Origin of the sequence: Undibacterium sp., assembly GCF_030683615.1 — a bacterium.
In the GTDB taxonomy this organism is placed as follows: domain Bacteria; phylum Pseudomonadota; class Gammaproteobacteria; order Burkholderiales; family Burkholderiaceae_D; genus Undibacterium; species Undibacterium umbellatum.
In genome coordinates, this window is sequence record NZ_JAUXQE010000038.1 from 101075 (window position 1) to 122289 (window position 21215).

At 49.3% G+C, this 21215-nt stretch carries 19 protein-coding genes; 10 read left to right on the forward strand and 9 right to left on the reverse strand.

Annotation, left to right across the window (positions count from 1 at the left end):
* Positions 1-16 precede the first annotated feature (16 nt).
* Complete coding sequence (locus tag Q8K39_RS21470) at positions 17-535, reverse strand: DUF2271 domain-containing protein (protein WP_186953937.1); 519 nt, start codon at positions 533-535, stop codon at positions 17-19.
* A 53-nt stretch (positions 536-588) separates the two neighbouring features.
* A complete protein-coding gene (locus Q8K39_RS21475) occupies positions 589-1245 on the reverse strand; it encodes a PepSY-associated TM helix domain-containing protein (protein WP_230413709.1) in 657 nt (218 codons plus the stop codon).
* 173 nt (positions 1246-1418) lie between these two features.
* Between Q8K39_RS21475 and glmU the strand changes: the two genes are divergently transcribed.
* The gene (glmU, locus tag Q8K39_RS21480; protein WP_305263238.1) at positions 1419-2777 is read left to right on the forward strand and encodes a bifunctional UDP-N-acetylglucosamine diphosphorylase/glucosamine-1-phosphate N-acetyltransferase GlmU; all 1359 of its coding nucleotides are present in this window, start codon (positions 1419-1421) and stop codon (positions 2775-2777) included.
* Between the two features lie 59 nt (positions 2778-2836).
* Here glmU and Q8K39_RS21485 read toward each other — a convergent pair whose 3' ends face one another.
* Positions 2837-3574, reverse strand: coding sequence for a hypothetical protein (locus Q8K39_RS21485; protein ID WP_305263239.1), 738 nt, complete (start codon positions 3572-3574; stop codon positions 2837-2839).
* Positions 3575-3904: 330 nt separating this feature from the next.
* Between Q8K39_RS21485 and Q8K39_RS21490 the strand changes: the two genes are divergently transcribed.
* The gene (locus tag Q8K39_RS21490) at positions 3905-4954 is read left to right on the forward strand and encodes a porin (RefSeq protein WP_305263240.1); all 1050 of its coding nucleotides are present in this window, start codon (positions 3905-3907) and stop codon (positions 4952-4954) included.
* A gap of 78 nt (positions 4955-5032) precedes the next feature.
* Here the strand turns inward: Q8K39_RS21490 and Q8K39_RS21495 are convergent, their stop codons facing one another.
* The 3 genes from Q8K39_RS21495 to Q8K39_RS21505 all read right to left on the reverse strand — a co-directional run bounded on the left by Q8K39_RS21495 (position 5033) and on the right by Q8K39_RS21505 (position 7424).
* A complete protein-coding gene (locus Q8K39_RS21495) occupies positions 5033-5851 on the reverse strand; it encodes an SDR family oxidoreductase (RefSeq protein WP_305263241.1) in 819 nt (272 codons plus the stop codon).
* A complete protein-coding gene (locus tag Q8K39_RS21500; RefSeq protein WP_305263242.1) occupies positions 5848-6603 on the reverse strand; it encodes a class II aldolase/adducin family protein in 756 nt (251 codons plus the stop codon). Before Q8K39_RS21500 ends, Q8K39_RS21495 begins: the two co-directional genes overlap by 4 nt.
* 230 nt (positions 6604-6833) lie before the next feature.
* Positions 6834-7424: an HD domain-containing protein gene (locus tag Q8K39_RS21505; protein ID WP_305263243.1), complete on the reverse strand. Its 591-nt coding sequence runs from the start codon at positions 7422-7424 to the stop codon at positions 6834-6836.
* Positions 7425-7557: 133 nt separating this feature from the next.
* On the opposite strand from Q8K39_RS21505, the gene Q8K39_RS21510 reads away from it, so the two are divergent.
* The 3 genes from Q8K39_RS21510 (at position 7558) to Q8K39_RS21520 (ending at position 10014) form a co-directional block, all read left to right on the forward strand.
* Positions 7558-8226, forward strand: a complete 669-nt coding sequence (locus tag Q8K39_RS21510; RefSeq protein ID WP_305263244.1) for a Crp/Fnr family transcriptional regulator — start codon at positions 7558-7560, stop codon at positions 8224-8226.
* Between the two features lie 77 nt (positions 8227-8303).
* A complete protein-coding gene (locus Q8K39_RS21515; protein ID WP_230413711.1) occupies positions 8304-9128 on the forward strand; it encodes an ABC transporter substrate-binding protein in 825 nt (274 codons plus the stop codon).
* 61 nt (positions 9129-9189) lie between these two features.
* Entirely contained in the window at positions 9190-10014 is an 825-nt protein-coding gene (locus Q8K39_RS21520) for an ABC transporter substrate-binding protein (protein WP_305263245.1), read from the forward strand.
* 17 nt (positions 10015-10031) lie between these two features.
* Here the strand turns inward: Q8K39_RS21520 and Q8K39_RS21525 are convergent, their stop codons facing one another.
* Positions 10032-10502, reverse strand: coding sequence for an Lrp/AsnC family transcriptional regulator (locus Q8K39_RS21525; protein WP_305263246.1), 471 nt, complete (start codon positions 10500-10502; stop codon positions 10032-10034).
* Between the two features lie 155 nt (positions 10503-10657).
* On the opposite strand from Q8K39_RS21525, the gene glmS reads away from it, so the two are divergent.
* The 5 genes from glmS to Q8K39_RS21550 all read left to right on the forward strand — a co-directional run bounded on the left by glmS (position 10658) and on the right by Q8K39_RS21550 (position 19932).
* Positions 10658-12475, forward strand: coding sequence for a glutamine--fructose-6-phosphate transaminase (isomerizing) (gene glmS, locus Q8K39_RS21530; RefSeq protein ID WP_305263247.1), 1818 nt, complete (start codon positions 10658-10660; stop codon positions 12473-12475).
* Between the two features lie 61 nt (positions 12476-12536).
* Entirely contained in the window at positions 12537-12878 is a 342-nt protein-coding gene (locus Q8K39_RS21535; protein ID WP_305263248.1) for a YciI family protein, read from the forward strand.
* Between the two features lie 448 nt (positions 12879-13326).
* Complete coding sequence (locus Q8K39_RS21540; RefSeq protein WP_305263249.1) at positions 13327-14124, forward strand: DUF6602 domain-containing protein; 798 nt, start codon at positions 13327-13329, stop codon at positions 14122-14124.
* Positions 14054-17443: a hypothetical protein gene (locus Q8K39_RS21545; protein WP_305263250.1), complete on the forward strand. Its 3390-nt coding sequence runs from the start codon at positions 14054-14056 to the stop codon at positions 17441-17443. Before Q8K39_RS21540 ends, Q8K39_RS21545 begins: the two co-directional genes overlap by 71 nt.
* Before the next feature lie 287 nt (positions 17444-17730).
* A complete protein-coding gene (locus Q8K39_RS21550) occupies positions 17731-19932 on the forward strand; it encodes an OsmC domain/YcaO domain-containing protein (protein ID WP_305263251.1) in 2202 nt (733 codons plus the stop codon).
* 85 nt (positions 19933-20017) lie between these two features.
* On the opposite strand, the gene map is transcribed toward Q8K39_RS21550, so the two are convergent.
* Positions 20018-20785, reverse strand: a complete 768-nt coding sequence (gene map, locus Q8K39_RS21555) for a type I methionyl aminopeptidase (protein WP_186953953.1) — start codon at positions 20783-20785, stop codon at positions 20018-20020.
* Positions 20782-20994, reverse strand: a complete 213-nt coding sequence (locus Q8K39_RS21560; protein ID WP_110254862.1) for a ParD-like family protein — start codon at positions 20992-20994, stop codon at positions 20782-20784. The genes map and Q8K39_RS21560 overlap by 4 nt, the downstream gene beginning before the upstream one ends.
* Positions 20995-21215 lie beyond the last annotated feature (221 nt).

Below are 21215 nucleotides of genomic sequence, written 5' to 3' on the forward strand. Positions count from 1 at the left end.
TATCCTTGAGCCAGGTTTATTTGATGATCACAGCAATAGTTCCCAGCTCATGACTGCCCTGGGCTTTGAGGTTTTGCTCGCCTTTGGCTTGCCACTGGAATGGCACCTTAACGACTTCACGGCCGCCGCCTTCACGAGCGGCTTCAACGATGAGTTGATATTCACCAGCTGGCAATTTGGCCAGTACACCTTTGTCACCGGCAAAGCTCAAGGTTTGCTCGCCTGTAGTGCGGGTGGCACCGCTGACACCTTCCACCGGCATCTGCAATTCACGACCACTACGACGCCACCATTGACGCATGTCCTTCAACCATTTTGTGCCTTCATTGTCCTTTTTCTTCAAGTCATACCAGACGGCCAGGTTGCCAGCAAATGTCTGGTCTGGCTTTTCCAGCCAGATCGCCACATAGGGTTTGTGATATTCAGCCACATTCAGGCGCGGTACTTCGACCTTCAGGGTCAAATCAGCAGCGACAGCATTCATGGCCGGGACACCCAGCAAACTGGTGATGGCAAACGGGAGCAATTTACGCATGGATAAACAACCTTTTAATGAACAAAGAGTGAACGGTTTAAATATGTAGTGAACTAGTGGATAAACATCAGGGCAAGTATGAGTGGCATGACGAGACCAAACACCACCACTGGCCAGGTACTCGGACGTTTGCTCGCATGCATCTTCAACAGGAACAGGCCAGTCACACAAAAAATCAGACAGGCAACTGCAAAGACGTCAATAAACCAGCTCCAGGCAGTGCCAGTATTGCGGCCTTTATGCAAGTCATTGAAATAAGCGATCCAGCCACGACTGGTCAGCTCATATTCAATCTCGCCATTGTCCAAAGCGATACGCAGCCAGGCATCACCGCCTGGACGGGGCATGCCTACATACACTTCTTCCGGCGACCATTCTGGTGCCTGGCCATTGAGCTTGATACCCAAATCCTGGGCCAGCCAGTCATTGACTTCACCAGGTATGGCGGCATCATCGGTATTTTTCAGCGCATTCAATTGCGACAACAAGGCCAACGGCAGCCTGCCCTCTTTCTTGCTCACCACTGGATGCGCTTCTATTTGTGCAGAATGATTCAGGGTGATGCCAGTGGCAGCAAACAGGATCATGGCAATCAGACAGAGTGCTGAACTGATCCAATGCCATTGATGCAAATGGCGCAACCAGAAAGCCCTGCTTTGTTGTTGCGATAAATTGTCAGTACCGGATTGCATGAATTTATTCTTGCTCATTCTAAATGATAATTATTCTCAATTGTACATGGAGTGGGGCAAAAAAAGGAGGTGGAATTGTACATTTATGTTTCTGTATTACGGCGTAATAGACAATTTGGCAAGTCTTTTGCACAGTGAAGCAAAGCTGCGCGTGATAAACTTTCAGGGATATCCACTTCCATTTATTCCCTATGAACGTTGTTATTCTTGCTGCCGGCATGGGCAAACGCATGCACTCTTCCCTGCCCAAGGTCTTGCATGCTCTGGCAGGCAAGCCCTTGCTGAATCATGTGATCGCCACTGCGCGCCAACTTCAGGCCAGTAATATTTGCGTCATTTATGGCCATGGCGGCGAGCAAGTGCCAACTACCGTCGCTGCGGAAGACTTGCGCTTTGCACTGCAGGAACCGCAACTGGGTACTGGCCACGCCGTTGCCCAGGCTTTGCCTGTGCTGGATGTCACTCAATCCACTCTGGTCTTATACGGTGACGTGCCATTGACTACACCAGCCAGTTTGGCGCGCCTGATAGCGGTGGCTGGCAAGGACAAGCTGGGCATATTGACCGTGGACATGGCTGATCCTACTGGTCTGGGCCGCATCGTCAGAGAGGACGGTGTTATCCAACGCATCGTTGAACAAAAAGATGCCAATGAGACTGAGCGCCAGATCACGGAAACCAATACCGGCATCATGGCAATACCGACTGCACATCTGCAAAAATGGCTGGGCAATTTATCCAACAAAAATGCCCAGGGCGAATACTATCTGACTGACATCGTGGCCCAGGCAGTGGCGGATGGTGTGGAAGTCGTTTCCGCTCAACCAGACGCCGTCTGGGAAACCCTGGGTGTCAACAGCAAGGTGCAACTGGCCGAGCTGGAATGCATTTATCAAAAAAATATCGCCTACCAATTACTCGAACAAGGCGTGGGCCTGTATGACCCATCACGCATTGATGTGCGTGGCAACCTGCAATGCGGGCGCGATGTCATCATTGATGTAGGTTGCGTCTTTATCGGTGATGTGCAACTCGATGATGGCGTGAAGGTAGGCCCGAACTGCGTCATCAAGGATGCCCGCATAGGCGCAGGCAGCACGATCAAGGCCTTTTGCCACATAGAAGATGCCGTCGTCGGTGCTCAATCACAGATAGGTCCGTATGCCAGATTACGCCCAGGTACAGAGCTGGCAGAGGATGTGCACATCGGCAATTTTGTCGAAGTCAAAAACAGCCAGATCGCCGCGCACAGCAAGGCCAATCACCTGGCTTACATCGGTGACGCCACTATCGGCAGCCGCGTCAACATTGGTGCAGGTACGATTACCTGTAATTATGATGGCGTGAACAAATCCCGCACCATCATCGAGGACGACGCTTTCATCGGCAGCGATACACAACTGGTAGCACCAGTCAGAGTGGGTAAAGGTGCGACGCTGGGCGCGGGTACCACACTGACCAAGGATGCACCGGAAGGCAAGCTGACCGTATCACGTGCCAAGCAATTCACGATCGATGGCTGGCAGCGTCCAGTCAAAATCAAGAAGTAGAAAATAGTGCTGTAGCGGCCAGTCATTAGCTGGCCGTATTTACAAAGTACATCACAAAATCAGGACAATGTTTGCAATAACTGCGCAGCTTTTTGAGCTTGCGGCGCGTTGTTTTTCAATATTTCATTCAGATATTTTTTCGCTTCATCGGCACGATTTTTCTCTGCTGCCAAAGTTGCAGCACGCAGCCACACCGCACCGCGGAAACCTACATCGGTCTGCGCAAATTGTTGGGCATCGATAACATCTTTCAGCAATTGCTCACCCTTCTCATGACGGTTCATGAATTTTGGCACCGCCAGATAAGTGCTGGCCGCCACGAAGCGCACCTCTAGAGCGACCGGTATGCTGCCATGCATGGCTTCACTATTGCTCGCCAGTTGCAAAGCCTGTTCCACCATCGCAGTGCCATCTTCCAGTGCCGTGTTTTTTTCACCTTTGGCGAATTTGTCCAGTGAAGACTTGGCAGTGGCCGCACCGGCATAGGACATCAGCAAGGGGTTACCTGGCTCCTGTTTCAGCAGATTGTTGAAGGTGCTGGCCGCTTGCTGGTTGGCGATTTTGCTGGCATCTATTTCTGCCTGTGCCAGTGAATTGATGTAATCCTGATTCAACCAGGCGCTGACTGTATTGGTGGCATATTGTTCCTGAGTGATGTTAGGCGTGTTCACCAGTTGTTTGACGGCAGTCTTGAATTCAGTTTCCGTAAAGGCCATGACATTACTGGCAGAAAGGGTGGCGATACCTGCGGCCAGTAACATGTTTTTGATGGTGGTAGTTGTAATAAAGTTTTTCATGATGGACTCCATTTTGTAAGTAATCGGTGTGTTGTTGGGAACAGCAATGACAGATTAAGACCTGGCTACGCAAGCCACTACCCGTATGAGATCAGCAGCAGGAATCTGGTGTAAAGCGCAAAGAAATTGGCGTGAAAGGAAAAAATAGACTGCTCAGATATGTCATTCCTGGTCTTGCAGCAGAGAGGCAATTTCACAACACCAGGATGATGGTTCGGCCCGCAAAACGGGCTTAGAAAGGCAACTGAAAGCTTGTACTCCTTAGCATGTGAAGCGACCACATGACACGCATGTTGTCTGCAAAACAAAAAATTCTATAGGAGAACACCGATGAAGAAGTTACTCGGCGCGGCCACGCTGGCATGCATGGCAACAGCAGCGCATGCGCAAACCAGTGTCACAGTTTATGGCCTGATTGATGCCAACATCACCTACAACAATAATGCCGGTGCCAACAAAGGCAGCCAGTTCAAGCTCAATAGCGGTGGTATGAATACTTCGCGTTTTGGTTTGCGCGGCAGTGAAGATCTTGGTGGCGGCTTGAAAGCCATCATGCAGCTCGAAGGCGGGGTCGTGCTCGACACCGGTGCTTCTGATGGCGATATGTTTGGCCGTCAGGCCAATGTGGGTTTGCAAGGTGATTTTGGCCGTATCATCGCTGGCCGCTCTTACAGCACTACCTATGATTTCATCTTGCCATTTGATCCCATGGGTTATGCACCGCAATATTCCTGGGCTACCTCTGCAGGTGCTACAGGTAGCCGTAAAGACGGCATGCTGACTGGTGTCTCCAATCTCTTGAAATATCAATATGATGGCAAGGGTTACAAGCTGGGTGCGACCTATGGCTTTGGTGAAGTTGCAGGCAATACTTCAGGTAATGCCAAGTACATTGTGGCAGCCAGTGCATTTGACGGTCCATGGGCCGCGGTCATTACCTACGAGCAAAACAATAGCGCACCGATAGCCAATGGTTCTTACGACCAGGCCAAGGTATTGCATGTGGGTGGGTCGTATGCTTTTGGCCCTGCCAAAGTGTTTGCCGGTTATCGCAACTTCAAGAAAACCCTTGCTACCGGTGCAGCAGACCAGCGTAGTGACACATTGTGGCTGGGGGCGAATTATGCAGTGGCACCTTCCTGGACTCTGACAGGCGTCTACTACTATCAGGACATCAAGAATGTCGCCTCAGGTGCAGATGCTGATCCAGGCATGCTTGTATTGCGCGCCAAATATGCGATGTCGAAACGTACTGACATCTATATCGCCACAGGCTATGCCAAGGCCAGCAATAACAAGCTGACTGGCGTATCGCGTGATGATGCAGGTTTTGCGTCGAACCAGACTTCAGCAACTGTTGGTATCCAACATCGCTTCTGATGGTCTGATGCTGCAAGAAACAAAAAAGCCCTGAACTGCCAGACATCTCAGGGCTTTTTTTGTTTTGATGCTGCTGCTTCAGTGCGGCCTGACTTCCTTCTTCAAGGCCGCCATCGCCATCTTCTCGACCAGGCCAGGGGCGATCAATTTCAACCAGCGTCCCAGCTTGCCCTTGAAGCTCATGACCACTTCGCGATCACCACGTTCATAGCCGCGTATGATCAGGGAGGCGCATTCTTCCACCGACATGGCATCGTCTTCTTTCAAGCCGCTCTTGCCAGCGGCTTCACCAGCGGCGTTATAACCGTGGTAACGTATTCTGGTAGCGACCACGCCGGGATAGGCCAGCGTGACCTTGATGCCAGCCTCTTTCACTTCAGAACGCAAACATTCAAAAAAGCCGCCCATGGCGAACTTGCTGGCGCTATAAGCAGTACGGCCAGGCACCCCGATCAGGCCAGCCAGTGAAGAAACGGCGACGATGCTGCCACGGGATTTTTTCAAGTGGGGCAGGGCAGCATGGGTGCACCAGACACTGCCCCAGAAATTAATACGCATCAGCTCTTGATACCAGCCCAGGTTATCCACTTCTTCCAGCAGTGCCTGGGCAGATTTGCCTGCGTTATTGATCAGTACATCGATACTGCCAAATTGTTCTACGGCTGCTTCGATCAGATGACGGCAATTGGCTTCCATGCCCACATCGGTTTTCACGACCAGTGAGACTGCACCAAAGGTCTTGCATTCGGCAGCGACTTGCTTGAGCGCGTCTTCATTGCGTGCCGCCAGTACCAGTGCCAGGCTGGAGCCGTATTTTTTGGCCAGTTGACGCGCAATTTCTGCTCCTATTCCATCTGAACTGCCGGTAATGACAACAACCTTATGCTTTGCCTTCATAGTTTATAGCTTTCATCCATGCGATCGAGTTTGCGTATCAGGGAAGGCCAGACAAAGGCACCACCCAGACCACCAGTCTGTACGCGCATGGCTTCTGACACACCTTTGACGATGAGGGGATTCACATGTACCAGTTCACCACCAGCCTGCGCAGCCAGTTGTATCTGGCAAGTCGCTTCAAAGGTGTACATGGACAGGAAGGCATCCGCGATCGACTTACCCGCTGTCAATAAACCATGATTGCGTAACATCAAGAAGTTAGCCTGTCCCATGTCAGCTTGCAAGCGCGGCTTTTCATCTTCCCTGAAGGCAACGCCTTCATAATCATGATAAGCCAGCGACGCCAGCACAAATGTCGATTGCTGAGACAGCGGCAACACACCACATTTTTGTGCGCTGACAGCCACCCCGGCACGTGTATGTGTATGCAAAACACATTGCACATCTTCCCGCGCGGCATGCACAGCACTGTGAATGACAAAGCCAGCTGGGTTCACCGGGAAGGGGGAATCAATCACCTTATTGCATTGCTGGTCCACCTTCACCAGAGAGGATGCCGTGATTTCATCAAACATTAGACCATACGGATTGATCAGGAAGTGATGTTCAGGTCCAGGGATACGTGCGCTGATATGAGTGAACACCAGATCACTCCAGCCATAAGCGGCAACCAGGCGATAACAGGCGGCCAGATCAATACGTAATTGCCATTCTTCTGCGCTGACCTGATCCTTGACTGAGGGTATATGCATATTGTCTCCGTTGTTGTTTTTTTGTGACTTGGGCTTACACAAAACCGCCTCAAAGCGTTGCAGCTCCCGCATTTAGCAAGCCCTGGTACTAAAGTACTGTCTTCGTCGCTACGGTGTAGTTGGGATTTCAGACAACATGTTGTCTGCCAACCTAACGAACCGCTCCTGCAAGAGCGGTTTCCCACAGCGATAGCCTTGTTGGGACAATTTTGTGTAAGCCCTATTGATTATTATTTATCGTTAATGGAGCTGATGGCTGCCTTATAGATGGTATTGCGTGGCTGGCTGAACAGCGTGGTCAGCATGGGTTCAAATTCCACCAGCGGGAAAGTTTCTGCATGCGCATCAAAAGAAGGGTTGTCGTACAAGGCACAAAATTCTGCCGTGCGTTCAAAATGCGGGTGAGCGCGGAATTGCTCGCGCATGTCCCTGTCCATGCCTATGTGATGGAAAAAGTAATAACCCTGGAAGATCCCATGGTGTTGCACCATCCACAGGTTTTCTTCGCTGACAAAAGGTTTCAGGATGGCGGCGGCGATATCGGGATGGTTGAAAGATCCCAGGGTATCGCCAATGTCGTGCAATAGCGCGCAACAGACATATTCATCATCCCGACCATCCCGCAAGGCGCGCGTGGCGGTTTGCAGCGAATGGGTAAAGCGGTCTATTGGGAAACCGCCATAGTCCCCTTCCAGTAAACGCAGATGTTGCATCACCCTGTCGGGCAAGCCCTGGGCAAAACGGCGGAACTCACCGCCGATCAACTGCCAGTCTTCCTGGGTACTGTCCTCCATACGGACAAAATGGGCGCGGTGTTGCATTTGTATACTCCCTGAAGTTAATACACTGACATACCTTAAACGCAGTTTTAAACCTGAACTGTCAAATCCTTTACAATTTGCTTCATTCGTTTTTGCTGGACACGTTTCCTTTATGGCATCACAAGCAAATGTAATGAACAACCTGCTGGCCGACCCCTGGTTCGCCAGCTTGCCAATGGCTGACCGTAAGTTCATGTTAGCCTCATGTGAACATTTGCGCTTGCGTCGAGGTGAAATGTTATTCCGCCAGGGCGATCAACCCAGCGGTTTCTATGCCTTGCTCAGCGGTAGCCTCAAGATGTCTACACTCAGTGCAGAGGGGCGCGAAGCCATACTCATTTTCCTGGAGGCAGCCACCTGGTTTGGTGAAATTTCTCTCATCGATGACCTGCCACGTACCCACGACGCAACAGCCCTGACTGAGGTAGAGTTGCTGGTGCTGGCCCCGCAAGTTTTTCGCAGTCTTATGCAGCGCAATTCCTTTGCCAATGCAATTACCCGCATGCTGGCAAAACGCATACGCCTGCTCTACGGCATAGTCGAAGACGCAGGACTGCGTTCGGTACGTGCCAGAGTGGCACGCCGCCTGTTGTTGCTGGCTGAAGTGGCGAATCGCCAACAAGATGGCCATGCCGTGGTGCCAGTTACCCAGGAAGCGCTGGCCATGATGCTGGGTATGACGCGCCAGACCTTGTCGAAAGAATTAAGATTTTTCAAGCAAGATGGTTTGATACGCCTGGCTTATGGCAAGATAGAAATCCTGTCGGAAAGCAAGCTATCCGCTTTATGTGACAAAGAGTGACTTTCTTGAGCGCAATCTTGCTTGTGGTAAAGCCGCTTTCTAGTCTATCGTAGAGCTTCATTCTCAAGGTGATCTTGATGAGTCTGCTGACAAAGTGCAGGTTTGTGCCTGCCATGCTGGTTTTGCCCCTGAGTCTTTTTTCTTCGCATACTCAGGCAGCCTGTTCACGGGTGATCAATGCACCTGTCACATCGCTGGGCTTTAGCGTCATCGTCAATGGCGATAGTGTCACGGGCATTTATCCCGATATTTTTCGCAGCCTGTCTTCCAAAGAAACTTGCCAGTTTCAATTTTCAGCTGTGCCGCGTGCGCGCCTGGAAGTGATGTTTGAGAACGGCCAGGCTGATGTCCTGTTTCCTGCCATACGCACCGCCAAACGGGATGAGCATGGCTACTTCATTCCCCTGATTCATACCCGTGCCACCCTGATTTCCCTGCAATCTGCGCGCCCCGTCATACGCAGCCAGCAAGAATTGCTGGAGCAAAAAACGCTGAAAGTGGTCGTCGTGCGCGGCTTTGATTATGGCGAGGCCTATCAATCCATCATCACAGAACTGCAGAAGCAGGGCAGATTGATCGTCGAGGCGGATACTGTTTCAGCCGCCAGGATATTAAAAGCCAGCATTGCCGACTATACCATCATGGCACCATATATCTTTGCCGGCGCAGTACAAGGAGATGCCAGGGTAGAAGACATGGCCGACAAACTCAGGTTCGACCCCCTGCCTGAATTACCCTGGAGTGACAGCGGCATCTACCTGTCAAAGAAAAGCCTGAGCCAGGAAGACCGTAATGTCCTGCAAGAAATGATGGAAAAGGCAATCCGTTCAGGCATGGTCTGGAAAGGCTTTTCACGTTACTACAAACCCGAAGTGCTGAAAGAAGGAAATCGCCCGCGTTAGTCAGGCAGCCCGTGTTTGCAATGACTGCTTTTAAAGTGATGATTTAATTGGGCAGATATTAATGAAATTTCAGACGCATACAGCAGTATTAAGAATAATATTGTTTGCTGGTCTGGCAGCTTTTTCAGCGCCGACCTTTGCAGGCTGTTCACGTGTTATCAATGTGCCAGTCGCCCCGACAGGGCGCAGTGTCATCGTCAACGGCGAGCAAATCGATGGCATTTATCCTGACATCTTGCGTAGTCTGATGGAAAAAGACAACTGTAAATTTGCCTTGTCCGCCGTACCCAGGGCCAGGATGGAACTCATGTTTGAAACCGGTCGGGCAGATTTGCTGATACCCGCCAGTCGTACCCCCAGGCGAGATGAGCTCGGCATTTTCGTTCCCATGATTTATAACCGGGCCACCTTGATTTCGATAGAAAGCAATCGTCCCACCATTACTTCCCTGCAAGATTTGCTCGACAAGAAAGATTTAAAAGTTGCACTGGTGCGCGGCTACGACTATGGCACGGCATATCAAGATCTCATCAAAGAACTCACCAAACAGGGGCGCTTGTATCTGGATGTCGACCCTGTATCTGTCGCCCGTTTGCTCAAGGCCGGTATCTCTGATGTCACCATCATGGCACCCTCCATCCTGGCTGGTGCCATCATGGAAGACGGGCGCGTGCAGGATATGCTCGACAAGCTGCGTTTCGAGTCTATCCCTGAATTGCCCTGGGGCGATAGTGGTGCCTATATTTCCAAAAAATCACTGAATATGGAAGACTCTGCAGCACTCAAGGACATGCTGGAACAAGTCGCCAAATCCGGCGTGGTCTGGAAGAGCTTTCAGCGGTATTATCCAGCACATGTACTCAAGGAAGGCATACGTCCACGCTGAGCGGGCTAGCCAAAAACCTACAGCGCAATTGCAGTTTCAAACTTGCTGCGCAAGATAGAAAAAAAACTACGCACATTACGCACATTGGCATGGGTGGCAAACAGTCGGTGCGCCAGCGCATGATAAGCCGCCATGTCCGCCACCTGTATCACCAGCACAAAATCTGGCCCCTGCGACACACGATAACATTGCTGCACCGCCCCTTCTTGCGCCACCAGTTGCTCAAACTCCACCAGCTTCTCAGTCGCCTGATGATCCAGCGTGATTTCTACTATGGCCGTCAAACCCGCCCCCAGCTTACTGGCATCCAGCAGCGCCACCTGGCGGCTTATGATGCCTTCCTCCGTCAGCCGCTTGACACGACGCAGGCAAGTGGGCGCAGACGCATGTACCCGCAAGGCCAGCTCATGATTGGTCAGTGAGGCATCTTTTTGCAATTGCTGCAAAATGCGTTTATCCAGTTCATCCAGCTCATTGACAGTAAGCATGTGATTAATAATTCCAAATTTACATACATATTGAAATAATAGTTCAAATTGAAAATCGATGCTTTATAAATTTCAATAATAGATTAATTTTGAAAGAAAATATCAAGCCATCTGCTTTAGCATGAACGCATATTCATTCTTTATCAGAGGTCATTATGTGCGGTATCGTCGGCGCAGTTGCTCAACGCAATATCACCCCCGTCTTGCTCGAAGGCTTGAAGCGGCTTGAATACCGTGGTTATGACTCATGCGGCGTTGCCCTGCATGTAGATGGCCACTTGCAACGCTCACGCAGCACATCCCGCGTGGCCGACTTGCAAGCACAGATAGACCAGTCCGGTCTCGCTGGCTTTACCGGCATCGCCCACACGCGTTGGGCCACCCACGGTGCTCCGTCATCATCCAATGCCCACCCGCATTTCTCGCGCGAGCGCATCGCCCTCGTACACAACGGCATCATAGAAAACCATGAAGAACTACGCGCAGAACTGACACAGGCTGGCTATGTCTTTGAAAGCCAGACCGACACCGAAGTCATCGCCCACCTCATAGACCACCTCTACCGCGGTGATTTGTTCGAGACCGTGCAAATCGCCATCAAGCGTTTGACCGGTGCATTTGCTATAGCCGTATTTTGCCGCGACGAACCACACCGCGTCGTCGGTGCACGCCAGGGTTCCCCATTGATCGTCGGCGTAGGCCAGGGAGAAAACTTCCTCGCATCAGACGCCATGGCAATCGCAGGCACCACAGACCAGATCATCTATCTCGAAGAAGGCGACGTGGTAGACCTGCAATTGCAAAAAGTATGGATAGTCGATAACGAAGGCAAATCCGTCCAGCGCGAAGTAAAAACCGTACACGCCCACAGCGGCGCTGCAGAGCTTGGCCCTTATCGCCATTACATGCAAAAAGAAATCTTCGAGCAGCCGCGTGCGATTGCCGACACGCTCGAAGGCGTCATCAACATCATGCCCGAGCTGTTTGGAGACGGTGCCTACAAAGTCTTCAAGCAAATAGACTCGGTATTGATACTCGCCTGCGGCACCAGCTACTACGCTGGCCTGACGGCTAAATACTGGATAGAAGCAATAGCAAAAATCCCCGTCAATGTAGAAATCGCCAGCGAATACCGCTACCGCGAAAGCGTGCCCAACCCCAATTCATTGGTCGTCACTATCTCGCAAAGTGGCGAGACAGCAGACACCCTGGCAGCATTGAAACATGCACGCAGCCTGGGCATGCTGCACACCCTCACAGTCTGCAACGTCGCCACCAGCGCCATGGTGCGTGAATGCGCCTTATCCTATATCACCCATGCCGGGGTAGAAGTGGGCGTCGCATCCACCAAGGCTTTTACCACACAACTGGCAGCACTCTTTTTGCTGGCACTGTCCCTCGCGCAAAGCAAAGGCCGCCTCAGCGAAACTGACGAAGCAGAACACATACGCGCCCTGCGCCACCTGCCCGTCGCCATCAGCGCCGTGCTGGCGCTGGAGCCACAAATCATCTCCTGGGCAGAAGAATTCGCCCGCAAAGAAAACGCACTCTTCCTCGGTCGCGGCCTGCATTACCCCATCGCCCTCGAAGGCGCATTAAAACTCAAAGAGATTTCCTACATCCACGCCGAAGCCTACCCAGCCGGTGAACTCAAACACGGCCCCCTGGCCCTGGTCACCAAGGAGATGCCCGTCGTCACCGTCGCCCCCAACGACACCCTGATAGAAAAACTCAAGTCCAACATGCAAGAAGTCCGCGCCCGCGGCGGCGAACTCTACGTCTTCGCCGACGCCGACTCCCGCATCACCTCCAGCGAAGGCGTACACGTCATCCGCCTGCCAGAACACTACGGCCAGCTGTCACCCATACTGCACGTAGTGCCGCTGCAATTGCTGGCCTACCACACAGCACTGGCAAGGGGGACAGACGTTGACAAGCCACGTAACCTTGCCAAAAGCGTGACTGTTGAATAAGGCAGGGCATTGAGTTACATTGCCATGATCACCAGGCCCCCAATTTTTGGAGAAGCAGATCATGGCAAAGTACCTCATTTCATTTCCCAGTGCCGCAATGAAAGTCGCCGGCAGTGAGATGGAGACAGTCGGGCGAGACGCCCACGCCGTGATACGCGAGACCAAGGAAGCAGGCGTCTACGTTTACGCTGGCGGCATTGATGAAACAGTGTCGCCCGTTCTGGTATCAGCCAATGGCGCAGTCGCCGAGGGCGGCTACCCTTGGGCGGCGCCACTCAATGGCGGCTTCACTGTACTTGAGCTTCCTTCAAGAGAGGACGCCATCGCATGGGCAGCACGTCTCGCCAAAGCCTGTCGCTGTGATCAGGAGCTAAGGGTGTTTGGGTTTGATCCGGAGTCGTGAGCTTGGAGTGTTGCCGCACATTCTGCTGGCTCATGAGATACTCACTGCGGAGCAGTGAGTTTGAGCTAGTGAAGTTTTTGATTTGGATTGATATGGACCGTCTTGCTTGTCTCGACCAACTTGATTCACTGGCCGTTTGCCAAGCCACTGTCAAGCCTACCGCCCAATCAACGTTACTCATCAGAGCGCTTCTTATAAATCAAGCGTTTAGTGATGTAGGTTCGACCAATTTATTCGATGGCAATCAAATTGAGTTAAAAAATACCACACGTATTGCGCTAATTAGGATTTATATAGACAATTTAACGGGCGCATTTTAAACTGTAGAAATTGCATTATTTGCAATTCTATTTTTGATGCTGCATTTTCCGTATGCTGCTTTGAAACAGTTATTTCTGAGATTTTGATATTTACGTCCGAATGAGTTGCGGTTTTTGGTAAAGAGTCTATGGACGCACACCTCGACGCATACCTTGAAAGTTGGACTAATGAGTTGGACGCACGTTCAAATCGTGTCCGTCAGCTTATTGGCGATGCCCATTGGCTGTCTGATGGACACCACAAAGAAATAATTATTAAAGAATTTCTGGCGCGGTATCTACCAAATCATTTATCAATATCAAGAGGATTCGTCCGGCCCGCCAAAAGTCAAGGCCACTGCTCGCCAGAAATAGACATACTTATATCTGATCCGCATAAAAGTATTCCGTACTTCTCTGAGGGTGGTCTCCAAATTGTTCCGCCTAATTCTGTAGTCGCTGTAATCGAAGTTAAGAGTTCATTTTCTAGAAAAAATCTTGACAATGCGCTCTTAAATATTTCCAGCGTAAAGAACTGTGTTAGGCAATCTAATTCGTTTAACAAACTATGGACATGTATTTGTTTTTTTTCATTAGAGCAGACAAGAACCAGTCAAAGTTTTTTAGATACTTTAACTGATTCATTAAACTATCTTCGTCAAGAGCAATTCTCAGGTCAATCAGCTGAACACTTCATTCAGTTCTTACCGTCTTGCATATCCACGCTTTCTCGCTATTTAATTTTCTTGAAGCCACTCGATGGGGCGCAATTACAAGTGCGAATTTTCGACTTAGGTAAATATGCGTTGCCATGTGCCATCATTGATTTGTTTTCCTCTGTAACGATTCACACAGGGGGAACAATAAGCAATGACTATGATGATGTTATTGACTCCGTTGTTACGATCGCTCCTTTGGTTTCAATCCTTAAATTTGAAGAGGTATAGCTCTGTGGCAGACCTTCCATTGATATCTTTAAGTGACGCAATTGAAGCATTGAGTCGCAAGCCTGGCATTGTTGTTGGACCGGGCGTGACCACTTTGCCTGGGACATTAACCCGTATTTTTGTTGAGGCTTTCAAACCCTATCAAGATCAAATATCATTTGAGCAACCAATTTCTGGACTGACATATAGAGCCGCACTAGACACGCTCACACAATTACTACCTGATCAGGTGCCAACAATTCAGCGATCTATTCGCGACGAATTGCAAAAACTATCTGGTTCTCTAGATTTACCTTATCTCGCAAAAGCTGGCTGGTCAGCGTGCATATCTTTAACTGAAGATGTTTTATTTGAAGCTGCTTTACGCAATTACTTAGATAGTAAACCCAGTTCATTGTCCGCGACAATTATAGATAATCCAGCAATCATGCCGCATGAAAGGACAATTCCAATATATAAAATGTTGGGAAATATAAATGCTTTAGAGTCGGATAGCTCTCTCGCAATAACTGAATCTGACATGTTGGTACGTTTCCAAATGTGGTCACAAATTCTAAGGACATTTCCAGACTACCTTAAAGAGGCGCCTTTACTAATCATAGGTACCGAGGCCATTACTCCTTTTGTTCGAAACCTATTAGGAACTCTCCTGGGCCTCCCTCGGCCAAGTGTTTCAAAATTTCTATTTTTGAAAGATGACCGAACATTGATAGATCCAACTATTAGAGCGTTGTGTAGTCAACGCTCAGTTGAGCTTATTGATGCTTCGCTACGTGAGTTTTGCAATGCAATTGCAGATTTAAAACCTATGCGTTCTAAGTCGATGGCGATATTGATTCCTCAAAAGCAGGATACTTTATCCAAAAATTTATCAAATCACGAGAGCATAATATCTGTTGTTCCTTTCGAACCAATTGATGACGCTACAACAGCGTTAAATCTCCCAAAGTTAATTGATGGTCTTTTTCGGCCTGCATCCATTGATTGGAGGCCATTTTTGGCCGGCCTAGACTTAAGACGATCATGTACTGATAAGGTTAAAAATCTCGTATTAGAGATATTTAATGAATCTGCCGCATCGAAACTACGTTCTATAGTTTTGCATGGCGAAGCTGGTATAGGCAAGACGCTATTACTGAAACGTGTAGCAATTGAACTTTCCGCGCAGGGATTGACAGTAATGTGGTGCCGTCGTGCGCTTGCAGGTGGATATCTACGCTCTTATAGAGAATTGGCACAGACATTAGCTGATCATATAAAGATAAAGGGTAATGAAGAAGCAAGGTTCGTACTTCTTTGCGATGATCCTTGGTCGTTAAGATTAGACGCTAGTGAGCTTTTAGGATGTTTCGACAGGTTTCAAGGTAAGTTAGCTATTGTTTTTACAGTAAGGAATTCAGACTACTTTGCAAACGACAATTCTGCATTAATAAATGGTGTTTCACGAACAACAGAATTTGAAATTCCGTTTGAATTGGACACGAATGAAATAACTGATTTGGTCGCAATGCTTCAAAGAATAGGTGCTGCAAGGAATGAGGAAGAAGCAAACATTGAAGTCAAAAAGCTGTCAAAACGTGATGCAGCAGATATTTTATGTAGCCTTTGGTATTTGGTTCCTGAAACTCGATCACAGCTTACGGAATCGTTGCGTGATGAATATTGTAGGCTAGGAAGCATTCGTAGTTCAGTGGCTGGAATGGCTGGGGATGTTGCGAGGAGTAGTGCAGTCGCCCATAAAGCGTATGAATTCGTTACAGTAATGAGTAATTTGGATATTGGTCTCCCGATTGAGGTTTTGGTTCGGGCGTTAGGAGTTGACTATTCCGAATGGTTAGATATGGTAGTTGATGGACGTCCCTTATGGGGTTTACTTTATGATGAACAAGAAACTGAAAATTCAACCGTATTATTTCGTACTAGAAATAAGATAGTTACATACATTCTCTTAGATTTAGTAAATGGTGGTGTTGGCCATGCAGGAGAGTTTCGGGTATTAAAAAAACTATTGTATGCTTGCGAGGCGGGCTCAGGTGTTTATCGGACGTTCGTCTTGGACATTCTAGTTAGAGCACGGCCGAAGTTAGAAAAATTCCTGACATACGATGAAGGAATAGAACTCTTTGAAATTGCCCGCGAAACACTCCCGCATTCTGACAGAGTTATCGAACACCATCGTGGAATCTGGATGCACGACAAAGGCCACGATTATCGTAATGCGTATGCTCAGTTTGAAAATGCGCTTCAATGTGACATCTATCCTGGTTCAGAGCGTGATGCTCCGCAAGAACATATTCACACATCTATGGCTGCCGCTGTTCTACAGATGGTCAAGCAAGGCACTCAAGATAAGGAACATGGCCTTGAGCTCGTTCGTCAACATTTACGTCAAGCCACTAGCCTCGCATTTTTTAATTCACATACATCTCATGTTGCCGCAAATCTCCTATTTGAACTCGCGATTCAAGGCGGAGGTGCAACTAAAGACAATATTAGTTTGAGTTCTTTAGGTGAAGCATTACAGGAAATTGAAAGGGCATTTCAAAACATTGGATCTCATGTGCGCGGCTACAGTAAGCATGAAAAGAGCTTGGGAATGTTGCTAAATCTGCAGAGAAAGATATTGGATGCCATTCCCGATATCGTGCGTTTAAAGACTTTAGCTGTGGAGAAATTTGAGCAATCGCTTACACAAATTGGATTTGAGGTGGCTGCTCGGCGTATGCTAATTGAAGCAAACGAAACCGGTAAAGGTAAGAATTATAACGAGTTGAATAATTACCTGATTGAATGCAAAGAGTTGATTGAGTCAAAGAAACAGAACTTATCCCTCGAATTGATTTCTACGCGTTTAGATTTGATAATTCGTTGGAAAATTCAGCGACATGGTCAGTTAAATTGGCGAGAGTTTAGACTAGATTTGGAAGAGTTACTTAAGCACTCGGTATACCGTGACAATGTTATCAAGCAGTTTTACTACGCGGTCGCTCTTTTTCAATGCGGAAATCTAACCGAAGCTAATGCTTCATTTGCTGGCCTAAGACGTGTTCATTCTTCAGGGAGTAGTTTGTCCCCCAGAGAAATCAGATGCTACTTTTTAAACGATAACGGTGATCCTCAGCGCTTCCAATGTCAAATTGAACGTGAGCATTTGCAATGGTACGTTCGAATTTCTGAACTAAACCTTACGATACCCGCGCGAGCGCCTGGCGCACTTGGTGGACCAGGTGCGACTGTGCATGCTTATGTGGGATTTACTTTGAACGGACCGCTGGCAGTTTTTATTAAACCTGGCGAGAATGATAATTTGTTGGCATAGACATCAATTTCCCGTATTGACACTGACACAATCGAACTGTCTCAGCGGAGTTGATGATTTAATAGGATGTAGTCATGCTCCTTTATGGTACTTGAGACGCTAATGGCCTTGCACTACACGGCCACAGATATTTTGCTAAACCTGATTCATAAGCTGTGCAGATTACCCAGCAAAGTAAATGAAATTTTAGTGAAATCACGAAGTCGCCCGACAAGCTTTCCTGCTCATCCAAAAAAAGACGGATAATACCGCCTACACGATTTTGAACACTATTTTGGAACTCCCCCATGGAAATTAAGGTTAACTTTCTCGATAAGCTTCGTCTTGAAGCCAAGTTCGATGATTTTACGGTGGTGGCTGATCAGCCTATCCGTTATAAGGGGGATGGTTCTGCGCCTGGTCCTTTTGATTACTTCTTGGCTTCGTCGGCCTTGTGCGCGGCTTATTTTGTGAAGCTGTATTGCAATACCCGCAATATCCCTACTGAAAATATACGGTTGTCGCAGAATAATATTGTTGATCCTGAAAACCGTTACGCGCAGATTTTCAAGATACAGGTGGAATTGCCTGCTGATATTTCTGCCAAGGACCGTGAAGGTATCTTGCGTTCCATTGATCGTTGCACGGTCAAAAAAGTGGTGCAGGCGGGGCCGGAGTTTGTCATTGAAGAGGTCGAGAACCTCGATGCTGATGCTCAGGCTTTGCTGACCTTGAACCCGAACGCGGATGCAGCAACTTATATCCTGGGCAAGGATTTGCCGCTGGAGCAGACCATTGCGAATATGTCTGGCTTGCTGGCGGGGCTTGGCATCAAGATAGAGATTGCTTCGTGGCGCAATATTATTCCTAATGTGTGGTCGCTGCATATACGCGATGCGCATTCGCCCATGTGTTTTACCAATGGCAAGGGCGCGACCAAAGAGAGTGCGCTGGCATCGGCCCTGGGTGAGTATATCGAGCGCCTGAGTTGCAACCATTTTTATGCGGGTTCGTTCTGGGGTGAAGACATCGCCAATGCGGCCTTTGTGCATTACCCGGTAGAGCGCTGGTTCAAGCCTGGCAAGAGGGATGCGCTGCCTAAAGAGATACTGGATGAGTATAGCCGGGAGATTTATGACCCTGAAGGTGAGTTGCGTGGCTCGCATCTGATCGACACCAATTCCGGCAATGCCGAGCGTGGCATCTGTTCGCTGCCTTACGTGCGTCAGTCAGATGGTGAGGTCGTCTACTTCCCATCCAACCTCATTGAAAACCTGTTTGCCAGCAATGGCATGAGTGCTGGTAACACCCTGGCTGAAGCGCAGGTGCAATGTCTGTCTGAAATTTTTGAACGTGCCGTCAAGCGTGAAATTCTCGAAGGTGAAATCGCCTTGCCTGATGTACCGCAAGAAGTGCTGGCGAAATACCCTGGCATATTGGCTGGCATACAGGGGTTGGAAGAGCAGGGCTTTCCGGTGCTGGTGAAAGATGCATCGCTGGGTGGCCAATATCCTGTCATGTGCGTGACCCTGATGAACCCGCGCACGGGTGGCGTGTTTGCCTCTTTCGGTGCACACCCCAGCCTGGAAGTGGCGCTGGAACGCAGCCTGACAGAATTGTTGCAGGGCCGCAGTTTTGAAGGCCTCAATGATTTGCCTCAGCCAACCTTTGTCAGCAATGCAGTGACTGAGCCAAATAATTTTGTTGAACACTTCATCGATTCCAGCGGCGTAGTGTCGTGGCGCTTCTTTAGTGCGAAAGCCGATTACGAATTTGTTGAATGGGATTTCTCAGGTCAGGGTGAAAATTCGAATGCCGATGAAGCCGCGACCTTGTTCGGCATACTCAAGGAGATGGGCAAAGAAGCCTACATGGCCGTGTATGACCACTTGGGTGCTACCGCCTGCCGTATCCTGGTGCCGGGTTATTCTGAAGTGTATCCGGTAGAAGACCTGATCTGGGATAACACCAACAAGGCTTTGTTGTTCCGCGCTGATATCCTGAATCTGCATACGCTGGATGATGAACAACTGGAAGACTTGCTGGAACGACTGGAAAATAATGAGCTCGACGAGTACAGCGACATCGCTACCCTGATAGGCATAGAGTTTGACGAGAACACGATCTGGGGCCAGCTCACGGTTGTGGAGTTGAAGCTGCTGATCAATCTCGCCTTGCAGGACTTTGAAGAAGCGAAAGAGCTGGTCGAAACCTTCCTGCAATACAACGACAACACGGTTGATCGCGGCTTGTTTTATCAGGCCCTGAATGTAGTGCTGGAAGTCACGCTGGATGATGATCTGGAGCTAGCTGATTACGTCGTCAACTTCCGCCGCATGTTTGGCAATGAGCGTATGGACGCAGTACTGGGATCAGTCGATGGCAGCGTGCGCTTCTATGGCTTGACGCCAACCAGCATGAAACTGGAAGGGCTGGACAGGCATGCACGCCTGATAGACAGCTACAAGAAACTACATGTGGCACGCAGCAAGGCTGCTGCATCGAACTAAGCTGCTCATGTATGACTGGTCTGAAATGATGTGTTCATTGCAGACCAGGCTGGTGCATATCCACTCGCATTTCCAACGTCGAGCTTCAGGCTAAAGCTCTTTCCCCGGCGCGCAGCGTCAAAACCTGTACGCCGGTTTTTGTGACCGCCACCGTATGCTCAAACTGGGCGGATAATTTCCCGTCTATGGTGACGACAGTCCAGCCATCATCTTCGGTCTCTACATCGTGGCGGCCCTGGTTGATCATGGGTTCTATGGTGAACACCATGCCTTCCTTTAATATCAGGCCTGTGCGTGGCCGTCCCCAGTGCAGCACTTCGGGCGGTTCGTGCATTTCGCGGCCTATGCCATGTCCGCAATATTCCCTGACGACCGAGTAACCATTTTTCCTGGCATGGCTTTCAATGGCATGGCCTATGTCACCCAGCCTGGCACCTGGTCGCACGGCTTTGATGCCTTTCCACAGGGCTTCATAGGTCACTTGCACCAGACGTTTAGCTGATGCTGTTACTTCGCCGACCAGATAGGTTTTGCTGGAGTCGGCGATAAAACCGTTTTTCTCCAGGGTGATATCAAAATTGACGATATCACCGTCCTGCAAAATTTCTGTTGCGGATGGCACGCCATGGCACACCACGCTATTGCGTGATGAGTTCAAGGCATAGGCATAGCCGTACTGGCCCTTGCTTGCGGGGCGGGCCTTGAGTTCATTGACGATGAAGCTGTCGACCAGGTCATTTACCTGCATGGTCGACATGCCGATCAGATTCAATTGATCAAGGTGGGTAAACACGCTCGCCAGCAGCTTGCCTGATTCTGCCATCAGGGCGATTTCTTCTGGTCGCTTGGTCATGTTAACGCTCCCCTGAAAGCCAGGGGTTCCACACCTGCAGCTTTCAGTTCGTGCACCACAATCTCATTGAAAGACATGGTCGGGTTCATTTCGCACAGCATGCCTATCTTGATCCAGAAAGCAGCTTGCGCATTGATTGAGCGGCAAGCGACAGAGCTGGCTTTGCGCATCTGGTCGTGCAGATCATCGTCGATGTTGACTATGCCCATATGGCACCTTTATATATGAAACGTATATGAATTGTATATTCATCTCATGTACTTGTGCAAGTGGCTTTTAAAGTGGCTTTTAAGGGGGATTATCTGGAGGACAGGTTTGCGCTGGTCAAAATGGTTTGTTGCATATATAGTGTTTTTAATATTTTTTCCAAATTTCTGTCAGTTGCTGCAACAATCAAAGAAAAGGAAAAGTACATGGGCCCGATCAAAAT